Annotated in this window: 4 protein-coding genes; all 4 read left to right on the top strand. The window is 33.9% G+C overall.

Annotation, left to right across the window (positions count from 1 at the left end; genetic code table 11):
- Positions 1 to 157: 157 nt before the first annotated feature.
- Positions 158 to 418, top strand: coding sequence for a hypothetical protein (locus AB3X49_RS19230; protein WP_367964084.1), 261 nt, complete (start codon positions 158 to 160; stop codon positions 416 to 418).
- Between the two features lie 12 nt (positions 419 to 430).
- Positions 431 to 553 carry a hypothetical protein gene (locus tag AB3X49_RS19225; protein ID WP_367964082.1) on the top strand — a complete coding sequence of 41 codons (123 nt, stop codon included), beginning with the start codon at positions 431 to 433 and terminating at the stop codon, positions 551 to 553.
- Positions 554 to 660: 107 nt separating this feature from the next.
- Positions 661 to 807: a hypothetical protein gene (locus tag AB3X49_RS19220; protein ID WP_367964080.1), complete on the top strand. Its 147-nt coding sequence runs from the start codon at positions 661 to 663 to the stop codon at positions 805 to 807.
- 524 nt (positions 808 to 1,331) lie between these two features.
- The coding region (locus AB3X49_RS19215) for a hypothetical protein (RefSeq protein ID WP_367964078.1) at positions 1,332 to 3,735 on the top strand (2,404 nt) is incomplete at its 3' end.

The raw sequence follows: 3,735 nt of genomic DNA, 5'->3' as shown, positions 1-3,735 counted from the left end.
CTTATATAAGGAATAACAACATTAATAAAGACAACAGAGGAAAAGTATTAGTACATTACACGCATCCTGTAAACAAATACAGGAGATAGTTTACTTGGTTAATAAATATTTCAATAAACTGTACCAGGATCAATCGGTCCTGGAGGTATTTCCTGACTTGTCGATTCAACACATTTCTGAGGAAGTATCAGTTGTATTAGACGGTGTCACATTTTCTCATTATGTACAAACAACAGACCGCCTTGTTATTTTTGTATCTCGACAAGCAGAACAATCAGCTTGCACAGTGTATTATTTAATTGGTGATGACGAGCTTGTTCCATGTTTAGTAGATTCGACATATCTTACAGATGAAACAAGAGAAAAATTCTATCTGTGGGGAAACAGTTGGAACGATACATATCTCCAGCTTCAATAAATATCACAAGTAATGCATCAAAAAGTGAATCAGAGATTAGAAGAGACGGAAGCAGAGCTTGATATTATGCAAAACGAGCTGGAAGAGATGAAGAAAAGAACACTTTCTCAATACGTATTAACGTATATTTCGTGATTGAGTTTAGAGCCAATATTTCTCAATTTGAGAAGCCAATTACAGAAAACCCACCATGTTGGAATGAACTTTCTGAACGGGAAAAAGAGTTTTTAAAGAGGCGCTCATTGATTGAGTTAACAATTCAAAATCAAGGTTATGATTTTGAATATGACATTGATACCCATTTAAAACCAGGTGGGGTCATACAAACTAGTGATTTTATTAAAGTTTATACGACCGAAGAATATTTAAAAACATATGTATCCAAGTAAAGTATAATTTGTAACATACATGAAAGTATATTCCCGTGTCAGTCTACAGTATAGGGAACAACGGTCGGTAGTTCGAATTTCTCCTGGGACATTAAAAATAACTTGTTGGGGGCATTGAATTCTCATCAAATAAGCCTTTTTATTCGAAAGTTGAAACGTACTGCGTGCGGTCAGCGTCGAGTTAGGAGGCTTATTTTTTATGTCTAAGAGACATTATCCTTTAACGTTTATCGAAATTTATTAAATCTTTTTAAAGGAAACGGGTGAAGGCTCTATCTATTAAGAAGGCACACGCTACAGTTATACGTCAACGGTAGCGAAATACTCGCATCTTATCGGATATGCGAGAGTTGACCGAGTGGATAGCCAGTCAACTGTACATTTGATGACTTGGCATGTAAAATTCCAAACGTTACTAAATCGTTATAAATAGATAAAATAGTAATTTGGAGGAGTTTTGCAAGTTTGATATTATTAATTTAGAATATATCATATACACACAGGATGATTATGGAAGGAGCACTATGAAAAACTTAATCGAATCGAATCTTACTTATACTAAAAATGATGCTATTAAATACTTTAAAAACAAATTAACGCCATATGCTTGTCCCTCTATCGATCGTAGTCTTTGTGAGAGAGAAGTTTACTCAAACGATTGGGGAGCGGATCTTTTTTATTTAAAAATGTTACAAAATAGCCAAGTTTCTCTTGATAAACGTAGTCTGACCAATGTAGAGAAACTAGTTGAAATGTATTCTAAAAAAGATCCATCGCCTACATTTCAATGGGACGAATTTGTTAGGAATCAATGGATACGTGTAGTTTGGAATCGTTGGTATCTTCCTCATGAGGCTCGAATAGGTAATATCGAAACCGAATCGCATCTCAAAGGTTTCTTTGAATTTTTAAAAAGCACTCCGTATCCTGATGAACGTTTTATAATTATAAACAAATTTGAGCAGATATTAGAAGCGCATAGAATTCAATACCCTAACACACCTGAACTAGCTGAATTACTCAAGTATGAAATCATTATTCAGGAAGAAGAGCAATATGCCCTAAATCCATTACACATGTTATTTAGTGCCAATGCCAACATTGTTCTAGCAAGGCTTTGGAGTGAAAGTCATTGCGGCCCATCAATTCCTCTAGACCGTCTTACATGGTGGATAAATTATTATGAATTATCCCAAGAGGCTAGCATTCATTTTCTCGATTATTTAAACAAACAAGAACTTAATTCATTAAATGAGGCCATTATGGAACAAATCCTTTCTGAAAAAGATGTTATTGGATGGAAAGAGGAAGCCATTAAAAGGGAATTAGAGGTGCAGCCATTTTCTAAACCTGAAGCTGTAGAGGATCCTTCAAGTAAACCTTTTCCTGATCGTTTGTCTTGGGTCTTGGATGACATTAGTGAGCATAATAGTTATGTCAATGATGCTCGTGATAGAATTTGGTGGCTACTTGACTTTCTCATTAGATCAGAACTGAAAAATGGCGTTGAGTCCCTCACCCCTTCACTACTATTGGATCAACTTCTTTCTGAGGCGGAGCAACGCCCATTTTTTTACCATGTAATCTATTATTCTGTAATCGAATATCATCCAGAGTGGATACCATTAATGCTTACTTCTTCAAAACATTTAGATTTGGCATTGATTTTATTAGCCTCTTTCAAGCCAGAATTGAATGATTTAGAAAAAATACAAGAAGAAACACTTAAGAAAGAATGGTGGGATATAGGTTTAACTTTCTTTGGACATACATTTAAACAGTTAGAATCCAAAGAAGCAAGTTTAAAGCTATGGAATGTTACTAAGTGGCTATTCCAATCAAAAAAAGATGCTCAATCTTATAGGGGTAATAATGAAAAAGAAGTGCGATTAGCTAACTATCGGTACTCATCATTTTTAAAGATGATTGAAGAGCTGACTTATGAAAATAATCAAGGTCGAGTTCTTCCAAATATTTTACCCGTACTATCTCCTGTGATATGTGATAATTTAGATAATTCCGATAATCCACTTATTTCTTGCGAATATTACATAATGTTATGGATTGTTTTAAATTGCAATCAAATGCCTTTGAGGGAAACCGAAACGGCCACTATTGAGCAAATTTTAAACGATGGGGTATTTATTCTCCAAAAGGGATATACAGATGCATTACTTAGTCCCCAGCCAATTAGAAGAATTTATTTTGAAGAAATGAGTGTAGCATGGGTACATTTTAATGATCATCTTTTTCAAACAGATAAAGTTTTATATTCAAAATTCATCAATTGCTTCCATCACTTAAGTAAAGACAATGGAATAGATTATATTTACAAGCTTCGCTTACATCTACAGTTTATTTGTAACTTAATAATAAACTGGAAAGATTCTGAAACGGATGAATGTCTAAATGATTTGGTAAGAGTATTAGAGCAATTACTAGAATACCAACGTGAGGATGCAAAGAGAGGATATGTTGACATCTTTTCTCTTACTTATGAAATTTCTAGAATGTCCCAAACACAGGAATCACTGTACAAATTGATACTTGACACATGTTCTCATCTACCAGAAACCCTAAAAGAAAGACTAATGACACAAATTTTGAAAACAACGAATAATCGTGGACGATTATCGCTTCTAATCAAGATACTAGATAGTAACGATAAGTTTTATTCACAGGTTGTGGCTAAAATTGAGAGTTTAACCGATGAAAAAGAAAACTTACTAGAAGCCCAACAAACCATTAGTTCATTTTTTGAATCACAACAGCCAAATTTAATTAATAAAGCATTTGAATTACTTCAAGAATATGATGATCTAGCTAGTAGCAAAAATATTCGTGAATGGGTAAATTGGTCATTTTCATGCCGCTTAAAGGGATTATTTTTTGCAAATGATTTTCAAAGCATTCTAGATATGCAAATAC

This window comes from Bacillus sp. C30 (assembly GCF_040838255.1).
GTDB classification, from domain to species: Bacteria; Bacillota; Bacilli; order Bacillales; family Bacillaceae_G; genus Bacillus_A; species Bacillus_A mycoides.
The sequence above is the reverse complement of the archived record's forward strand: the minus strand, read 5'-3'. Positions and strand labels throughout refer to the sequence as shown.

Coding starts and splice junctions, on each gene's coding strand:
- AB3X49_RS19225 (WP_367964082.1), top strand. CDS start 431: ATGCATCAAAAAGTGAATCAGAGATTAGAAGAGACGGAAGCAGAGCTT.